The organism is Actinomadura formosensis NBRC 14204 (assembly GCF_001552155.1).
GTDB lineage: Bacteria > Actinomycetota > Actinomycetes > Streptosporangiales > Streptosporangiaceae > Spirillospora > Spirillospora formosensis.
In genome coordinates this window covers 1-16,869 of the sequence record NZ_BCQQ01000144.1, presented here as the reverse complement: position 1 = coordinate 16,869, position 16,869 = coordinate 1, and the positions used below count along the sequence as shown (strand labels likewise).

General features: G+C 72.9%; 15 protein-coding genes. 5 read left to right on the top strand and 10 right to left on the bottom strand.

All coding sequences use genetic code 11. From position 1 onward, the window contains the following. The first annotated feature begins 114 nt into the window (after positions 1–114). The gene (locus AF1_RS27925; RefSeq protein ID WP_067805776.1) at positions 115–3,120 is read left to right on the top strand and encodes a bifunctional [glutamine synthetase] adenylyltransferase/[glutamine synthetase]-adenylyl-L-tyrosine phosphorylase; all 3,006 of its coding nucleotides are present in this window, start codon (positions 115–117) and stop codon (positions 3,118–3,120) included. Positions 3,121–3,169: 49 nt separating this feature from the next. Here AF1_RS27925 and AF1_RS27920 read toward each other — a convergent pair whose 3' ends face one another. The 3 genes from AF1_RS27920 to AF1_RS27910 form a co-directional block, all read right to left on the bottom strand. Then, positions 3,170–3,994 carry a phosphatase PAP2 family protein gene (locus tag AF1_RS27920; protein ID WP_242608868.1) on the bottom strand — a complete coding sequence of 275 codons (825 nt, stop codon included), beginning with the start codon at positions 3,992–3,994 and terminating at the stop codon, positions 3,170–3,172. A gap of 214 nt (positions 3,995–4,208) precedes the next feature. Further along, complete coding sequence (locus AF1_RS27915) at positions 4,209–4,604, bottom strand: OsmC family protein (protein ID WP_067805773.1); 396 nt, start codon at positions 4,602–4,604, stop codon at positions 4,209–4,211. A 68-nt stretch (positions 4,605–4,672) separates the two neighbouring features. Continuing rightward, the gene (locus tag AF1_RS27910; protein WP_067805770.1) at positions 4,673–6,805 is read right to left on the bottom strand and encodes a DEAD/DEAH box helicase; all 2,133 of its coding nucleotides are present in this window, start codon (positions 6,803–6,805) and stop codon (positions 4,673–4,675) included. 113 nt (positions 6,806–6,918) lie between these two features. On the opposite strand from AF1_RS27910, the gene AF1_RS27905 reads away from it, so the two are divergent. Beyond that, the gene (locus AF1_RS27905) at positions 6,919–8,160 is read left to right on the top strand and encodes a helix-turn-helix domain-containing protein (RefSeq protein WP_067805767.1); all 1,242 of its coding nucleotides are present in this window, start codon (positions 6,919–6,921) and stop codon (positions 8,158–8,160) included. 104 nt (positions 8,161–8,264) lie between these two features. Continuing rightward, positions 8,265–8,561, top strand: coding sequence for a hypothetical protein (locus AF1_RS27900; protein WP_131732712.1), 297 nt, complete (start codon positions 8,265–8,267; stop codon positions 8,559–8,561). A gap of 401 nt (positions 8,562–8,962) precedes the next feature. On the opposite strand, the gene glnA is transcribed toward AF1_RS27900, so the two are convergent. Then, complete coding sequence (glnA, locus tag AF1_RS27895; RefSeq protein ID WP_067805763.1) at positions 8,963–10,387, bottom strand: type I glutamate--ammonia ligase; 1,425 nt, start codon at positions 10,385–10,387, stop codon at positions 8,963–8,965. Between the two features lie 150 nt (positions 10,388–10,537). Between glnA and AF1_RS27890 the strand changes: the two genes are divergently transcribed. Continuing rightward, positions 10,538–11,026 carry an RDD family protein gene (locus tag AF1_RS27890; protein WP_067805760.1) on the top strand — a complete coding sequence of 163 codons (489 nt, stop codon included), beginning with the start codon at positions 10,538–10,540 and terminating at the stop codon, positions 11,024–11,026. A gap of 63 nt (positions 11,027–11,089) precedes the next feature. On the opposite strand, the gene AF1_RS27885 is transcribed toward AF1_RS27890, so the two are convergent. Next, positions 11,090–11,785 carry a DUF4191 domain-containing protein gene (locus tag AF1_RS27885; RefSeq protein ID WP_067805757.1) on the bottom strand — a complete coding sequence of 232 codons (696 nt, stop codon included), beginning with the start codon at positions 11,783–11,785 and terminating at the stop codon, positions 11,090–11,092. A 50-nt stretch (positions 11,786–11,835) separates the two neighbouring features. Continuing rightward, positions 11,836–12,762, bottom strand: a complete 927-nt coding sequence (gene lipA / locus AF1_RS27880; RefSeq protein WP_067805754.1) for a lipoyl synthase — start codon at positions 12,760–12,762, stop codon at positions 11,836–11,838. A 207-nt stretch (positions 12,763–12,969) separates the two neighbouring features. Here lipA and AF1_RS27875 point away from each other — a divergent pair, with 207 nt between their 5' ends. After that, entirely contained in the window at positions 12,970–13,470 is a 501-nt protein-coding gene (locus AF1_RS27875; protein ID WP_067805750.1) for a DUF1877 family protein, read from the top strand. Between the two features lie 37 nt (positions 13,471–13,507). Here AF1_RS27875 and lipB read toward each other — a convergent pair whose 3' ends face one another. The 4 genes from lipB to AF1_RS27855 all read right to left on the bottom strand — a co-directional run. After that, entirely contained in the window at positions 13,508–14,200 is a 693-nt protein-coding gene (gene lipB / locus AF1_RS27870; protein ID WP_242608867.1) for a lipoyl(octanoyl) transferase LipB, read from the bottom strand. Positions 14,201–14,235: 35 nt separating this feature from the next. After that, positions 14,236–14,973, bottom strand: a complete 738-nt coding sequence (locus tag AF1_RS27865; RefSeq protein ID WP_067805745.1) for a Type 1 glutamine amidotransferase-like domain-containing protein — start codon at positions 14,971–14,973, stop codon at positions 14,236–14,238. 105 nt (positions 14,974–15,078) lie between these two features. Further along, the gene (locus tag AF1_RS27860) at positions 15,079–15,963 is read right to left on the bottom strand and encodes a TIGR01777 family oxidoreductase (protein ID WP_067805742.1); all 885 of its coding nucleotides are present in this window, start codon (positions 15,961–15,963) and stop codon (positions 15,079–15,081) included. 129 nt (positions 15,964–16,092) lie between these two features. Next, positions 16,093–16,869 (bottom strand): 2-oxo acid dehydrogenase subunit E2 (locus AF1_RS27855; RefSeq protein ID WP_174548901.1); only part of this gene is annotated, 777 nt, incomplete at its 5' end.

Below are 16,869 nucleotides of genomic sequence, written 5' to 3'. Positions count from 1 at the left end.
TTCCTGCGCAACAAGCGGCAGGAGTGGGAGGAGTACCGGCGGCAGGTGACCGAGTTCGAGCGCAGGCGGCTGCTGGCGGTGCTCTGAGCGGGCCGCCGGATTACGGTTGGTCCTGTGACCGAGTCGCGGACTCCCGAACGCCGTTCCTCCCTCGCCGGGCGCCTGGCACGGCTCGGCTTCACCGACGTGCCCCGCGCGGAGCGGCTGCTGCGCGCCGCCGAGCGCGCCGCCGGCTCCCGGCCCGGCGACGACCTGCTCGACGCCCTCGGCGGCACCGCCGATCCCGACCTCGCGCTGGACGGGCTGCTGCGCCTGCTGGAGTCCGCCGATGACGGGCTGCGCGCGGCGCTCGCCGACGAGCCGGGGACGCGGGAGCGGGTCACCACCGTCCTCGGGGTGAGCGCCGCGCTCGGCGACCATCTGGCCCGGCACCCCGGCCACTGGCGGGTACTGCGCGACGGCCCGGGCGCGCCGGCCGGGAGCCCCCGGGACGACCTGCTGGCCGCCGTGGGCGCCGACCCGTCCGCCGGGGAGCCCGTCGCCTCCGCCGGCGACGCCCTCGCCGCCCTCCGGGTCGCCTACCGCCGGCGTCTGCTCGCCCTGGCCGGACGCGACCTCATCGGCGTCGCGGACGTCGCCGAGGTCGCCGCCGAACTGGCCGACCTCGCCGCCGCCGCGCTCGAAGCCGGGCTCGCGATCGCCCGCGCCGGCGTCCCCGGGCACGACACCTGCCGGCTCGCCGTGATCGGCATGGGCAAGTGCGGGGGCCGCGAGCTGAACTACGTCAGCGACGTCGACGTGGTCTTCGTGGCCGAGGCGCGCGAGGGCCGGGACGAGGCCGCCGCGCTGCGCACCGCGACCCGGCTGGCGTCGGCGACGATGCGGGCGTGCTCGGCCGGCACCGAGGAGGGCGCGCTCTGGGAGGTGGACGCGGCGCTGCGTCCCGAGGGCAGGGCGGGGCCGCTCGTGCGGACCCTCGCCAGCCACCGCGCCTACTACGAGCGGTGGGCCGAGACGTGGGAGTTCCAGGCGCTGCTGAAGGCCCGCCCCGTCGCCGGGGACGCCGATCTCGGCGCCCGCTACCTCGACACGATCACCCCGATCGTGTGGAAGGCGGCCGAGGGGGAGAGCTTCGTCGAGGACGTCCAGGCCATGCGGCGCCGTGTCGAGGCCGACCTGGGGCGGCGCACCGCCGACTCCGAGCGGCAGCTCAAACTCGGCCCCGGCGGGCTGCGGGACGTCGAGTTCTCGGTGCAGCTGCTCCAGCTCGTGCACGGCCGCGCCGACGAGACGCTCCGCAGCCCGACCACGCTGGACGCCCTGGCCGACCTGTCGCGGGGCGGCTATGTCGGACGCGACGACGCGGCGGCGCTGGCCTCGGCGTACCGGTTCCTGCGGCGGGTGGAGCATCTCGTCCAGCTGCACCGGCTGCGCCGGACCCATCTCGTCCCGGCCGACGAGGACGGCCTGCGCCGCCTCGGCCGCGCCCTCGGGCTGCGCACCGACCCGGTCGGGGAGTTCACCGCGCTGTGGCGGCGGCACGCCCGCGAGGTCCGCCGCATCCACGAGAAGCTGTTCTACCGGCCGCTGCTGCGGGCCGTGGCGCGGCTGCCGGGGGAGGAGGCGAGGCTCACCCCGCAGGCGGCCCGCACCCGGCTGGAGGCGCTCGGCTACGCCGACCCGGCGGGCGCGCTGCGGCACATCGAGGCGCTGACCGCGGGCGTGTCGCGGCGCGCCGCGATCCAGCGGACGCTGCTGCCGGTGATGCTCGGCTGGTTCGCCGACGCGCCCACCCCCGACGCGGGCCTGCTCGGGTTCCGGCAGGTCAGCGAGGCGCTCGGCACCACGCCCTGGTATCTGCGGCTGCTGCGCGACGAGGTGGGCGTCGCCGAGCGCATGGCGTGGGTGCTCGGGTCCAGCCGGTACGCCACCGACCTGCTGCTGCGCGCCCCCGAGGCGGTCGCGCTGCTCGGCGGCGACGGTGACCTGACCCCGCGTGCGGGCGCGGCGCTGCGCGCGGAGGCGCTGGCCACCGTCCGGCGGCACGCCGAGGGGAGCCGCCCGGCCGAGGAGGCGGTCGGCGTGCTGCGCGCGCTGCGCCGCCGCGAGCTGTTCCGGGTCGCCGCCGCCGACCTGCTCGGCCTGGCCGGCGTCCGGACGGTCGGGGAGGCCCTCACCGGCATCGCGACCGTCACGATCGAGGCCGCCCTGCAGGCCGCCGCGACCAAGATCGAGATGCGGTCGGGGGAGCCGCTGCCGACCCGGCTGGCCGTCGTCGCGATGGGCCGGTTCGGCGGCCACGAACTCGGCTACGGCAGCGACGCCGACGTGATGTTCGTGCACGAGCCGCTGCCCGGCGCGGACGAGGGCGCGGCCGGACGCGCCGCCCACGCGGTCGCCGAGGAGCTGCGCCGCCTCCTCGCGCTGCCCGCCCCCGACCCGCCGCTCGTGGTCGACCCGGACCTGCGCCCGGAGGGCCGGCAGGGGCCGCTGGTGCGGACGCTGGCGTCCTACGCCGCCTACTACGCCCGCTGGTCGGAGCCCTGGGAGGCGCAGGCGCTGCTGCGCGCCGACCCGCTGGTCGGGGACGAGGGGCTGCGCGAGCGGTTCCGCGCGCTGATCGACCCGGTCCGCTGGCCGGAGGACGGCATCGACGACGACGCCGTCCGGCAGATCCGCCGGCTGAAGGCGCGGATGGAGTCCGAGCGGCTGCCGCGCGGCGCCGAGCGGCGGCTGCACACCAAGCTCGGGCCGGGCGGCCTCGCGGACGTCGAGTGGGTCGCGCAGCTCCTCCAGCTTCAGCACGCCCACGAGGTGCCGGGGCTGCGCACGACCCGCACCCTGGACGCGCTGGACGCGGCCGTCCGGGCCCGGCTGCTGGACGCCGCCGACGCCGACGTCCTCGCGCGGGCGTGGTGCCTGGCCACCCGCATCCGGGGGGCGATCACGCTGGTGCGGGGCCGCGCGTCCGACCTGCTGCCGACCGATCATCACCGGGAGCGCAGCGCCGTCGCCCGCGTCCTCGGCTATCCGGGGCCGGGGGACCTGCTGGAGGACCACCGCCGCCACACCCGCCGCGCGCGGGCCGTCGTCGACCGCGTGTTCTACGGCTCAGACTGAGCCGCCGTGTACTCCCGGGGAAGTAGCTACTCCCGGTGCGGTAGGCCGGTCAGGAGCGGCCCGTGCGGCAGGCGGCGGAACCCGCCCTGGAGCCGCCCGCGGACCGCCCGGTGCGCTGCGCCAGCCGGTGCGTGATCTGGGCCCGCGCGAGGATGAGCGGCACGGGGCACCGCAGGTAGAGGAACCAGGACACCCAGAGGGCGCCGCTGATCAGCGCCATCCCGGCCACCGCGTCCAGCACGTAGTGGTTGGCGGTGGACAGGATCACGAACACGGTCGTCGCCGGGTAGAGCACGCCCAGGACCTTGATCCACTTCTGCGTCGTCAGCCTGACCAGGATGAGCCCGCACCACAGCGCCCAGCCGGCGTGCATCGACGGCATCGCCGCGTACTGGTTGGTCAGGCTCCCGGACGCGTCGCTGGCGTACAGGCCGAGCGAGTGCAGCGCGGTCACCGGGTCGACGAAGCCCGCGGTGTGCAGGAACCGCGGCGGCGCCAGCGGATACAGCCAGAACCCGAGCAGCGCCACCCCGGTGGCGAACATGATGGACGTGCGGAGCCACCGGTAGTGCTGCGGCCGGTAGCGGTACAGCCAGACGACGACGCCGAGCGTCACGATGAAGTGCATCGTGGCGTAGAAGATGTTGGCGGCCCGCGCCAGCCACGGCACGGCCAGCAGCGTCTGGTTCAGGTGCAGCTCGACGTCCAGCCCCAGATAACGTTCCAGGCGCATGATCTCGTGGGCGTGGGCGAACGCCGGGGCCGTCCCGTCCTGGACCAGGACGACGCGCGTGAGCGTATATCCGGTGTAGAAGAGCACGACCAGCAGGAGCTCACGCCACACCGGTGGCGCGGCGAGCGCCCGGTGCCGCATTCTCGCGACCCCGTGGCCTCTGCGGACTGCTGGGGGGGCTGGTTGAGCCATGATACCTATCTTTGCCCCACGGCCCCCTGGATGAGATCACCACGCCGGACGGTCTTCATCTCAGTCTTGAGTAGTACGACCCTGAGGGGGCATCCGGACTTTCGGGGGAGGGCCCCGGGGACGCCAGAGTGATCTTCCTTTCCGGGGGACGGGCACGTTTCCGTTACGGGACGACCTGCTCGACCTTCATCGGTTCGCGCAACGCGCTGCCGACCGTGCAGTACTTCGCGTGCACGCGCCCGGCGACGGCCTTCAGCACGTCCTCGGCCTTGTCATCCCCCGCGGGGAGTTCGACATCGTAGGTGATCGTGATCGTGCCCAGCATGCTCGTCGCGATCTTGTCCGCCTGGACGGTCGCGGCGAGCCGCGCCATCCGGTGCCCGCGTTTGGCCGTCAGCGGCTCCACGGTGACCAGCTCGCAGCCGCCGAGCGCCGCCAGCAGCAGCTCGACCGGTGTGAAGACGCCCTCGGTGTCCCCGTCGCCGATCGCGACCCGCGCGCCCCGCGCGTTGACGGCCTGGAACCCGTCCTCGGTGCGCTCCACCCTGACCTCGGCCATGACATCCCCTTCCGATCGTCTGATCTTCGCCACGTCAACACGGGCGTCCCGGCTGTTCTTCCCCTGTTTCAGGACGCGCCCAGCCGCTCCCGCTCCTCCGCGACGATCTGCCGCGCGAGCTCCTGCTGGGAGATGTCGACCGCGTCCGGGGTCCGCTCCGCCAGATCGCTGCGCCGCGCGTACTCGTCGAACAGCCTGGTCTTGACCTGGAGGATCTCCAGCATCCGCTCGTCCACCGTGCCGGGAGTCAGCAGCCGGTGCACCTGCACGGTCCGCACCTGCCCCATCCGGTGCGCGCGGGCGACCGCCTGCGTCTCCATGGTCGGCTTCACCTGCGGCTCGCAGATGATCACCACCGAGGCGGCCTGCAGGTTCAGCCCGACCCCGCCCGCCTGGATCTGCGCCAGCAGGACGGCGTGCCCGCGCTCGCGGGTGAACGCGTCCACGATCTCCTGGCGGCGCGGCACCGGAGTGCCGCCCGAGATCGGCCCGCGCGCGTGCGGGCCGAGGGCGTCGCGGACGGCGGCCAGCACGTCCCGGAAGTAGGAGAACACCACGACCTTCAGCTCGTTCTCGGCGGCCTCCTGGACCAGTTCCCGCAGCCGGCCGAGCTTGGCCGACCCGTCCGGGACGGCGTACGCGGCGCGGCGCATCGCCATGAAGTTGCCCTCGATCACCGCGGCCCGGTAGGCGGCCTCGTCCGCCGCGCTGAACTCCTCCCACTCGTCCACGTGCACGACCTCGGGCAGCTCGACGAGCACGTCCTGCTGGTTGCGCCGCAGGTAGACCGGCGCGACCGCCGACCGGAACGCCCGCGCGCCCATCGCCGCGTCCCCCGGGCGGATCCGCTCGGCCGTCTCGGGACGCAGGTGGGCGACCAGGCTGCGGAACTCCTCCACCCGGTTCTCCATCGGGGTGCCGGTGAGGAAGAGGACGTGTTCCGTCCGCCCGCACCACGCGGCGACGGCCCGCGCCCGCCGCGTCTCGTGGTTCTTGGCGTAGTGGGCCTCGTCCACGACGAACATGCCGAGGCCGAGGCCGTCCGGGACGTCGAGGCTGTGGAGCGTCGCCAGCGTCGTCACCGCGATGCCGCCCTCCGCGATCCAGCTGCGCTGCGCCGCCGCCCGTCCGCCGCCGTGCAGCGGATGCGCGGCGATCGAACTGCGCGTCTCGATCTCCCGGACCCAGTTGATCAGCACGCTCGCCGGGCACGCCACCAGGAAGTGCGTCGCGCCCTCGGCCCGCAGATGGGCGATCGCGGCGATCGCCTGGATCGTCTTCCCCAGCCCCATCTCGTCGCCGAGGACCACCCGCCGCTGGGCGAGCGCGAACCGCGCCCCGAACGACTGGTAACCGCGCAGCGACACCCGCCGGAACGTGTCGTCGAGCGGCTGCGCCTTGACGCGTGCCGCCAGATCACCCGGGAGGAAGCCTTCGGCGGCGTCCTGCTCGGGCTCCAGCGCGGCCAGCTCGGCGAGGAGGGTCTGGTAGTCCGACGCCCGCAGCTCGAAGTCGATCCACGCCTCGTCCGGCGAGACGTGCGGGCGCAGCAGATCCACCGACGCCTGCGAGATCAGCAGCCCGGTGCCCCGTGCCCGGCGCAGGGCCTCCGCCAGCTCGCCGACCGCCTGCCGGGCCCGCTCCCGCTTCGCCGGCCGCGCGAGGACCCGCCGCCACCACGACCCCGCCGGGCGCGCGTCGTGGACCAGCGGCCCGATCCGCTCCTCCACCTCCTCGGCGGCGGCGCGGGCGCGCGCCAGCTCCGGCCCGGCGTCGACCAGCCGGTGCAGCGCCACGACCAGCGGCGTCAGCGCCTCGTCCCGCCGGTCGGCGTCGATCCGGATACCCGCCGACCGTTCCGCCGCCTCCGCCAGGCTCCCCGCCGCCGCGTGCAACTGCTGCGCGGTCTGCGGCCCGATCCCCGGCAGGAGTTGAAGCCGGTACGGGGTCGCGGCGAGGACGTCCGCAACGCTGGTGAACCCCGCCTCCTCAAGCGGCCCGAGGCGCAGCCGCCCGTCCGTGACGTCCTTCAACCGGGCGAGGGGAATCGACGCGAGCTGCTCCCGCGCCGCCCCCTCGCGCAAGGGCGCGAGCGCCCGGTGCACGTCGGCGAGGGCGCGCCGATGGTCGGCCAGCAGCTCACGCGCGGCCCCCAGCAGCGAATGCCCGTCCCGCAGGACGTCCCCGGCCTCGTACGCCATCCCGCTCCTCACCCGAAATCCCCGCACATCATGCCAGGCCCCCATCCGGCCGTTCTCCGGGAAATCCACGGCGCCCACGCCTAGCCTGGAAGCGGCGGACGGCGGAGGCGACGATGTTCGATGATCTGGCGGGGAAGAGGACCGGCGAGCGCATTCAGCTCATTCGCGAGCGCCGCGGCCTGACACGGCCGACGCTGGCCGGGCTTATCGGGAGATCCGCGTCCTGGCTCAAGGGCATCGAGAACGGCCGCCGCCTCCCGCCCCGCCTGCCCACCCTGGTCAGGCTGGCCGAGGCGCTCGGCGTGGGGGACGTCGCGCTGCTCGCGGGAACCGACATGAACATCGGCGATGCGGCGTCCATACCGCTCGCCTCGTTCTCCCGCATCCCGCACGCCGCGATCCCGGCGATCCGCGACGCCGTCCGGGAACCGCTGCTCGCCGTCGCGGACACGCGTGCCGATGTCCCGGCGCTGGCGGCCCGCACCTCGCAGGCATGGCGGCTCTGGCACGGCTCGCCCACCCACCGGACCGACGTCGGGCGGATCCTCCCCTCCCTCCTCCGGGACGCCCGTATCGCGGCCAGGGTCACCGCAGGCGAGGAACGCCGGACCGCGAACGCGGTCCTGGCCGATGTCTACGCGCTCGTCCAGCACGAACTCGTCTGGGCGGCCGAACCCGAACTCATCTGGGTGGTCGCCGACCGCGGCGTGACCGCCGCCCACGCCGCGGACCGGCCGATCCCGCTGGCCGGGGCCGCGTGGACGCTGGCGATCGTTCACCGGTCCATGGGCGACGTGGACGGCGCGCTGCAACTCACCGGTGAGGCGGCCGACCTTCTGCGGCCCCGCCTTGAAGACGGCCCCGTGGAACTCCAGGCCATGTACGGCGCACTGCACCTCCATGCGGCCACGTCCAGCGCCCGGGACGGCCGGGAGGGCGACGCGCTCCGCCACCTCGACGAGGCCCAGGCGATCGTGGAGCGGCTCCCTCCGGGCTACCACCACCCGTGGACGCAGTTCGGCGCGTCCAACATGGCGGTACATGCGGTGTCCGTCCGTGCTGATCTGTCCAAGTCCACGGCCGCGCGCGACGAGGCGCGCCACATCGACCCGGACACGATCCCGAGCCGTGAACGCCGTGCCCGCCTCATGGTGGAGACGGCCCGCACCTACCACCGGCAGCGCGACCACTCCGCCGCGCTGGACTGGCTGGAACGCGCCTACCCGGTGTGCAACGACTCGGTGCACTACTCGCCCGAGGCACGGCAGATGGCCTCGGACGCCGTGGACCACGGCGGCCCCATGATCGACCGCCGCGCCCGCACCTTCGCGCGCCTCCTCGGCCTCCCCGTCTAGCGGCACTCCGCGTCCCGCGCCGAGGGGCGCGAACCGCACCCCTCCACCTACGGTCGCGTACTGCGCCTCCTCCTCTGCGTGACGGAGCGCATGCTCTCCGTCACGTGACGAACACGAGTCAGGAGGGCGCGTTGCGCATGCCGTGCAGGAAAGAGCCACCAGAGTTGTACGCGTGGGACGTCCGCGCGTCCGATGCCGGGCAGGGCGGGGTGACCGATGACAAGGACCGCGCGATCCGGAACGTGCACCGGGCGCTGCGGGACTTGGAGGCGCGGGGCCGGGGGAAGGTGCGGCGGGTCGCGCTCGCGCCGGACGGCACCCCCCGGTACGTCGACCTGCGCACGGTCGGTGAGGCGTGGCTGGACGAGGCCACCGGCGCGATCGTCTGGCGCACCGGATGAACGCACCGTACTTCCTCGACCGGCTGAGCGAGGCCCTGACCGCGGACGGCCGGCACACGACGCGGCGCTACGCGGAAACGCCTCCCCGGCTGCGGATCTTCGCGCCCGACGCGCCGGTGGTCGGGGAGCGCATCCGGGTGAAGGCGGGCGTGGGCGGCGTGCCGTGGTTCATCTCCTCGACCGGCGTCCCGCTCGCACCGTGCCACGACCCGGCCGGGGCGTGCGCGGAGATCGCCGCGCGGCTCCCCGCGCCCGCCCCGGCGCCCCGGCCACGGTGGCGAGATCGGGTGCGGGCCGTCCTCAGGTGGCGTAGGGGGCGGTCAAGGTCATGGGCATGCCCGCGATGCCCAATGCGTCCTGCGGGTAACAGGAGCCGGGCGGTGTAGGAGTGGGTCCTCGGCCTAGATGTCGTAGTAGAGCTCGAATTCGTGGGGGTGGGGGCGGAGGCGGATGGGGTCGAGCTCGAACTCGTTCTTCATGGCGATCCAGGTCTCGATGAGGTCGGGGGTGAAGACGCCGCCCTCAAGGAGGTAGTCGTGGTCGGACTCCAGGGCCGCGAGGACCTCGGGCAGGGAGCCGGGGACCTGGGGGATGGCGCGGGCCTCCTCGGGCGGGAGCTCGTAAAGGTCCTTGTCGATCGGCTCGGGGGGCTCGATCTTGTTGCGGATGCCGTCCAGGCCGGCCATCAGCATCGCGGAGAAGGCCAGGTACGGGTTGCAGGACGGGTCCGGGACGCGGAACTCGACGCGCTTGGCCTTCGGGTTCGAGCCGGTGATCGGGATGCGGATGCAGGCCGAGCGGTTGCGCTGGGAGTAGACCAGGTTGACCGGGGCCTCGAAGCCCGGGACGAGGCGGTGGTAGCTGTTGACGGTGGGGTTGGTGAAGGCCAGCAGGGACGGGGCGTGCCTCAGCAGGCCGCCGATGTAGTAGCGGGCGTTGTCCGACAGGCCCGCGTAGCCGACCTCGTCGTAGAACAGGGGCGCGCCGTCCTTCCAGAGGGACTGGTGGCAGTGCATGCCGGAGCCGTTGTCGCCGAAGATCGGCTTCGGCATGAACGTGACGGTCTTGCCGGCGGCGCGTGCGACGTTCTTGACGATGTACTTGTAGAGCTGGAGCTGGTCGGCGGTCTTCAGGAGGGTGTCGAAGCGGAAGTCGATCTCGGCCTGGCCGGCGGTGCCGACCTCGTGGTGCTGCATCTCGACGTGGACGCCGGCGGCCAGGAGCTGCGCGACCATCTCCGAGCGCAGGTCGGTGTAGTGGTCCATCGGCGGGACGGGGAAGTAGCCGCCCTTGTAGGGGGGCTTGGCGCCGAGGTTGCCGCCGGGCTCCTCGCGGCCGGTGTTCCAGGCGCCCTCGACCGAGTCGAGGTAGTAGTAGCCGGCGTTCGGCTTCGTTTCGAAGCGGACGTCGTCGAAGATGTAGAACTCGGCCTCCGGGCCGAAGTAGCAGGTGTCGGCGATGCCGGTGCCGCGCAGGTAGTCCTGCGCCTTCTTCGCCACGTTGCGCGGGTCGCGGCTGTAGGGCTCGCCCGTCAGCGGGTCGTGGACGAAGAAGTTCAGGTTCAGGGTCTTGTGCTGCCGGAACGGGTCCACGACGGCGGTGCCCGGGTCGGGGAGCAGGAGCATGTCCGACTCGTGGATCTCCTGGAAGCCGCGGACGGACGAGCCGTCGAACATCAGCCCGTCGGTGAAGACGCTCTCGCCGAAGCTCTCCACCGGGAACGTGAAGTGCTGCATCTTGCCGGGCAGGTCAACGAACCGGCAGTCGACGAATTGCACACCCTCGTTGCTGATGTAGCTCAGGACGTCTTCGGCGTTGCTGAACATCCGGCCTCCTCTGAGCGCTTCTCGGCTTCCTGAAAGCTATGGCGGCACCGTTTCCCGGTCGTGTCTCATATGTTTCCGCCGTGTTACGCGTCACGCCCGGCACGGGGAGGCCCGTCGGGGTCACCGAAAGGACGGGATAGCGTAGAGGCCATGAGCAGTGGCAAAGGGCGGCAGGAGGCGGCCCGGCCGCGGTGGACGCAGACGTGGCTGAGCGGGGCGGGCGCCGCGGGCGCCGACCTCGGCCGTCCCGGTGAGCGGCTCGGCCTGCCCGGCGGCGGCAGCGGCGCCGTCGCGTCCTACGGCCGGCGGCTCGTCGCGCTGTTCGTCGACTGGGGCCTGTCGATGCTGGTGGCGAGCCTGCTCACGCGCCAGTTCGGCTGGGAGCAGGCCGAGCGCAGCCTGTGGACGCTGGTCATCTTCGGTGTCCAGGCGTGGATCCTCACCGCGTTCCTCGGCATGACGATCGGCAAGCGGCTGTGCGGTATCCGGGTCATGCGGCTGGACGGACGGCCCGTCGGCCTCGGCTGGGCCCTGGCCAGGACGGCGCTGCTCCTCCTCGTCCTGCCCGCGCTGTTCTGGGACCGCGACTACCGGGGCATGCACGACCGCGCCGGCAACACGGTCGTCGTCAACGTCTAGCCGGAGAAACGAGAAAGCGCCCCCGCGGGGGCGCTTTTCCCATGTCGTGTCAGCGCAGTCGCGTCAGCGCATCTTCGGCTTCGGGCCCTTCGGCATCTTCGCGCCCTTCGGGATCGGGCCCTTCGGCATCTGCATCGACCGGGGGAGCGCCTGCAGCCGGTCGTTCAGTTCCGCAACCTGCCCCTTGGTCAGGTTGCGGGGCAGCTTCATCAGGTGGCGCTGCAGCTTGTCGACCGGGATCTGGCCCTCGTCGGTGCCGACCTGCACGTCATAGATCGGCACCTGCTGCGCGGCGCGGGAGATGCGCTTCTTCTCGGCGCCGAGAAGCTGGCCGACGCGGTTGCGGGGGCCCTCCGACACCAGCACCACCCCGGGACGGCCCACCGCCCGGTGCACCATGTCGAGGTTGCGGTTCCCGCTGACGGCCTCGGTGACCGTCCAGTTGCCGCGCATGTTCTTCAGGATCGCGGCGGCCGCGCCCGGCTGCCCCGCGATCACCTTGTACTGCGCGCGCTGCGCCAGCTGCCCGAAGACGATCAGGCCGACGGCGAGCGCGGCCAGGACGGCCAGCGGCACGAAGAACCACAGCTGGCCGACGATCAGCCCGATGAGGATGACGACGACCAGGGTGCCGATCGCCGAGGCGAACACGATCGGCAGGGCCTTCGGGTCGGCTTGGCGCAGCACCTGGGCGACCATGCGGATCTGCTTGAAACGGCCCGGACGCTCCTGGGCCCCGTCCGTGGGCTTTTTCGACATGGCCTCAAGGATAGACGGGTCACCCCCGTGACCCGACAACCCCCGCCCCGTCAGGAGCGCGCTTCGACGGCCTGCTTGTAGAGGCGCCCGGCGCGGTAGCTGGACCGGACGAGCGGCCCGGACATGACGCCCGCGAAGCCGATCTCCTCCGCCTCCGCCGCCAGCTCCACGAACTCCTCCGGCTTCACCCACCGCTCGACCGGGTGGTGGCGGGGGGTCGGCCGCAGGTACTGGGTGATCGTGACCAGCTCGCAGCCGGCCTCGTGCAGGTCGCGCAGCGCCTGCGAGACCTCCTCGCGCGTCTCGCCCATGCCGAGGATCAGGTTCGACTTGGTGACGAGACCGTCCTCACGGGCCTTGGTGAGGACCTCCAGCGACCGCTCGTACCGGAACCCGGGCCGGATCCGCTTGAAGATCCGCGGGACGGTCTCCACGTTGTGCGCCAGCACCTCCGGCCGGGCCGAGAACACCTCGGCGAGCCGCTCCGGCACGTTGTTGAAGTCGGGGATGAGCAGCTCCACGCCGCAGCCGGGGACCGCCGCGTGGATCTGCCGGACGGTCTCGGCGTACAGCCAGGCGCCGCCGTCCTCCAGGTCGTCGCGGGCGACGCCGGTGACGGTCGCGTACTTCAGGCCCATCGCCGTGACGGACTCGGCGACGCGGCGCGGCTCGTCCCGGTCCAGCGCCTGCGGCCGGCCGGTGTCGATCTGGCAGAAGTCGCAGCGCCGGGTGCACTGGTCGCCGCCGATCAGGAACGTGGCCTCCCGGTCCTCCCAGCATTCGTAGATGTTGGGGCAGCCGGCCTCCTGGCACACCGTGTGCAGGCCCTCGGATTTCACCAGTCCGCTGAGCTCGCGGTACTGCGGGCCCATTTTCAGCCGCGTCTTGATCCACTCGGGCTTGCGCTCGATCGGGGTCTGGCTGTTGCGCGCCTCGATACGCAGGAGCTTGCGCCCCTCGGGTGTCACCGTCGTCACGCGTCCCAGACTACGTCCCGCTCTCCGGTGACGGCACACCGGCCGGGGGCCGTCCGGTGGGGCCTCAAAGCCGTATCGGAGGGATCTCGAACTTATGACAGTACCCCGTTCCCGCTGGCAGATTCGCGTGTTTCGGCCATGTTCACCAGCGGATCTCTCTAGGGTGACTCCCTGTCGTCACGCAACAGCGTTAGCAGGAGGACCGCAGTGGGGCTGGCAATGTCGTACCTCAGGGTGCCGCCGGTGCTGGAGGGAGAGTCGGATCCCGGCCGCATCGCCCGCCACGTCTTCGGTGCCGCCGACTGGCGCCGCCGCGGCGCACCGGGACTGTTCGAACTCGGTTGGGCGTGGCAGGCCGTGCACTACCTCGTCACCGGCGACCCGTGGGACGGGCGGCAGCCCGAGGCGGACGTCGTGTGCGGCGGGCGGCTGCTCACCGAGGACGGCACGGACGAACTCGGCATGGATGTGATCTACCTCGCACCCGACCGGGTCAAGCCCACCGCCGACCACCTGGTCGCGACCCCGTTCGGCGAGGTCGCCGGACGCTATGACCCGGCGGCGATGGGCAGGGCCGGCGTGCAGGACGCGGGCAGGCTGGACGCCGCCGCCCGCGACAGGGTCCTCAAGCCCGCCTACGAGGGGCTGACCGAGTTCTTCAAGGCCGCCGCCGGGGACGGGCAGGCCATCTACAAGGTCATGGCCTGAGCCTCCGGGGGCGTGCCCCCGGAGGGATGCGCCGTGGTCAGACGCCGAGCTGGGCCGTGGTGCGGTGGAGCGTCTCCGCCGCACCGAGCGCCGCCGCCAGGTGCCGTTCGACCAGCGGGACGATCTCGGCGACGGTGACGCTCCGGCCGAGTTCACGGCTGAGGTTGGTCGACCCGACGTCCCGGATGCCGCAGGGGACGATCTTGTCGAACCAGCCCATGTCGTTGTCGCAGTTGAGCATGAAGCCGTGCATCGCCACGCCCCGCGCCACCCGGATGCCGATGGAGCCGATCTTGCGGTCGGGGGCGCCGGGCACCCACAGCCCGCTGCGTCCCTCCACCGTGACGGTCTTCAGTCCGAGGTCGGCGCAGACGTCCATCATCATCTGCTCCAGCAGCCGCACATACCCCACGACGTCCTTCGGGTCGGGCAGCCGGACGATCGGGTAGCCGGTGAGTTGCCCCGGCCCATGCCAGGTGATCTTGCCGCCGCGGTCCACGTCGATGATCGGGGCGCCCGGGTCGCCGAACGGCCGGTCGAGCGCCCCGGTCCGCTTGCCCGCCGTGTAGACCGGCAGGTGCTCCAGCAGCAGGACGGTGTCGGGGATCGCGTCGTCCACGCGCAGCGCGTGGGTGCGTTTCTGCAGCTCCCACCCGTCCTCGTAGGGGACGGCCGCCGCGCCGAACCCCGCGTGCACCACCACCAGCTCGCGTACGTCCACATCGCTCACCCGGCCAGCTTATGCCTCGCGCGGGCGGGGGCGCGTCAGAGGTCGGCGAGCAGGCGCGGTTCCAGCCGGGTCTCCTTCGCGCTCCCCGGCCCGTCCGGTTCGACGCGGTAGGCGCCCGCCTCCTGCCGGTACGAGACGGCCTGGACGAACTCGGTGCCGACGTAGTGCAGCCCCACGGACTCGTCGGCCGCGTACCCGCCCGGCAGCGTCCCCTCCCCGACGAGCTGCTGCAGCAGCGGGCGGCGCTGCGGTTCGCTGTCGTAGTGCACGCCGCACGAGTACGGCAGCAGGCCGAGGCCGTCGAGCATCGGGGTGAGCTGCGGCCCGAAGGAGTCGGTGGTGCCGCCGACGTGCCAGCACAGCGCGCCGGCGCTCTGCCCGGACAGCACGATGCCCTCCTGCCACGCCTCCCGCATGATCTCGTCGAGCCCGTGCAGCCGCCACAGCGCGAGCAGGTTCGCGACGCTGCCGCCCGACACGTAGATGAGGTCCTGGGTGAGCAGGTGCGCCCGGATGTCGGAGACGTTCGGCATCGGGAACAGCGCGAGGTGGCCGACCTCGGCGTCCAGCGAGGAGAACGCGGAGTAGAGGCGGGAGACGTACTCGGCGCCGTCGCCGACCGCCGTCGTCAGGAAGCAGACCCGCGGCCGGTCCTGCCCGGTCAGGTCGAACGCGTAGCGCAGCAGCGGGCTCGGGATGATCCCGTCGCGGCCGTCCGGCAGGAACGTGCCGCCGCCGATCGCGAGGACGTGCGGCTGTCCGTCAGTGCTCATTCACCCTCCTCTTGGGCTCTTGGGGCAAGCCGTCTCAATGTCACCGTATGGTCACCCATCGGGGCCGGGTCTTTGACGAGTCTTGGGATTCCCAGGACGGGGGATTCACAGAACGGCGGCGAGAGCCTCGTCCACGGTCTCGTGCGCGAACCGGAACCCGGCCCCGGCCAGCCGCCGCGGCAGCACCCGCTGGCTGACCAGCGGACCCTCCCCGGCGAACTCGCCCAGCGCCGCCCGCAGCGCGAACCGCGGCACCGCCAGCCGCACCGGGCGGTGCAGGGCCCGGCCGAGCGCCCTGGTGTACTCCGCGTTCGTCACCGGGTTCGGGGCGGTCAGGTTGACCGGCCCGTCGAGGTCGTGGTCGATGAGGAACCGCAGCGCCGCGACCTGGTCGGCGAGGGAGATCCAGCTCGTCCACTGCCCGCCGCCGCCCAGCGTGCCGCCCAGGCCGAGCTTGAACAGCGGGAGCGTCCGCCCCAGGATTCCGCCCTCGCGCGCCAGCACGACGCCGGTGCGGGGGAAGGCGACGCGGACGCCCGCCTCCCGCGCGGGCGCGGCGGCGGCCTCCCAGTCGCGGACGACCCCGGCGAGGAAACCCCGCCCGGCGGGGGACCGCTCGTCGACCTCGCGCCCGCCGGTGTCGCCGTAGTAGCCGATCGCCGACCCGCAGACCAGGACGCGGGGCCGCGGGTGCGCCGCCGCGATCGCCTCCGCGATCGTCCGGGTGCCGGTGATCCGGCTGTCCCTGATCTTCTGCTTGTACGCCTTCGTCCACGGCCGGTCGCCGACTCCGGCGCCCGCCAGGTGGACGATGGCGTCCGCGCTCAGCGCCTCCCTGTCGACGCATCCGTCCGCCGGTGACCAGCGCGCCTCGTCCGGCCGCGCCGGCTCCCGCCGGACCAGCCGGACGACGTCGTGGCCGTCCTCCCGCAATGACTGCACCAGCGCCGAGCCGATGAGGCCCGACGAGCCCGTGACGGTGACCCTCATCTCTCCACCCTAGGCGGACGGCGCCACCGGACGCTGAGATTCTCAGCGCACTCCCGGGTTTCCCCGGATGCGCGGAACCCCGCCGGCCGTACGGCGCGGCGGGGTCGCAGGGCCCGGAACGGGCCGGGATCAAAGACCGAGGTCGGCCTCGAAATTGCCCTCCTCCAGGCGGTGCTTGACCGTGGCGAGGAAACGGGCGGCGTCCGCGCCGTCGATCAGCCGGTGGTCGTAGGTCAGCGCCAGGTAGACCATCGACCGGACCGCGATGACCTCACCCAGCTCCGGGTCGTCGATGACGGCGGGACGCTTCACCACGGCGCCGGTGCCGAGCATGCCGACCTGCGGCTGGTTGAGGATCGGCGTGTCGAACAGCGCGCCCCGGCTGCCGGTGTTGGTCAGCGTGAACGTGCCGCCGGCCAGCTCGTCCGGGCTCACCTTGTTGGTGCGGGTGCGCTCGGCGAGGTCGGCGATCCGCTGCGCGAGGCCGCCGAGGTTCAGCTGGCCCGCGTTGTGCACGACCGGGACCATCAGGCCGCGCTCGGGCACGTCCACCGCGATGCCGAGGTTCTCGACGTCGTGGTAGGTGACCTCGTTGGTCTCGCTGTTGATGACCGCGTTCAGCTTCGGGTGCGCCTTGAGCGCCTCGACCGCCGCCATCGCGAAGAACGGCATGAACGACAGCTTGACGCCCTCGCGTGCCGCGAAGTCGGCCCTCGCCTGCTCGCGCAGCCGCGCGATCTTGGTGATGTCCACCTCGACCACCGTGGTGAGCTGCGCGGACACCTGCAGCGACTCCACCATGCGGCGGGCGATCGTCTGCCGCATCCGGGACATCTTCTCGGTCCGGCCGCGCAGCGCGAGCTGCTCGGCCGGGGCGGCGGCGGGCGCCGGGGCGGCGTGCCGGCC